The 836-nt window shown below is 70.3% G+C and carries 1 protein-coding gene; it reads right to left on the reverse strand.

The features are described from left to right. Nucleotides 1–836 (reverse strand): polyketide synthase (locus tag DEH69_RS19200; RefSeq protein WP_147255704.1); only part of this gene is annotated, 836 nt, incomplete at both ends.

Here is an 836-nt window from a genome sequence, read left to right on the forward strand (position 1 = left end):
TCGAGGATGAGGTGGGCGTTGGTGCCGGAGATCCCGAACGAGGACACCCCCGCACGCCGAGGACGCCCCACCTCAGGCCACACCACCGACTCCTCCAACAACCGCACACCCGACCCCGACCACTCCACCAACCCCGAACCAGCACCAGCACCAGCACCAGAACCAGCACCCGACCCTCCCCCACCCACCCACAACGTCCGAGGCAACACCCCACACCGCAACGCCATCACCATCTTGATCACCCCACCCACCCCCGCAGCCGCCTGCGCATGCCCCACATTCGACTTCAACGACCCCAACCACACCCCACCCCCACCACCACCCCGCCCATACACCCCCACCAACGCCCCCACCTCAACCGGATCACCCAACCGCGTCCCCGTCCCATGACCCTCCACCACATCCACCCCACCCACACCCACCCCAGCCCGACCCAACGCCTCCCACACCACCCGCCCCTGCGCCACCCCCGACGGCGCAGACAACCCATTCGACGCACCATCCTGATTCACCGCAGAACCCCGCACCACACCCCACACCCGACGCCCCCACCGCACCGCATCCGACAACCGCTCCAACACCACCAACCCCACACCCTCCGCCAAGCCGAAGCCGTCGGCGTCGGCCGCATACGCCCGACACCGGCCGTCCGGCGCGAGGGCTCCCTGCCGCGAGAACTCGGTGAGCGGGCCGAGGCCGGACATCACCGTCACCCCGCCCGCGAGCGCCAGGTCGCAGTCCCCGGCCCGCAGCGCCTCGCACGCCAGGTGCAGCGCCACCAACGACGACGAACACGCCGTGTCCACCGTCACCGCAGGACCCTCAAGACCCAGCGC

This window comes from Streptomyces sp. PT12, assembly GCF_003311645.1.
Taxonomy (GTDB): Bacteria; Actinomycetota; Actinomycetes; order Streptomycetales; family Streptomycetaceae; genus Streptomyces.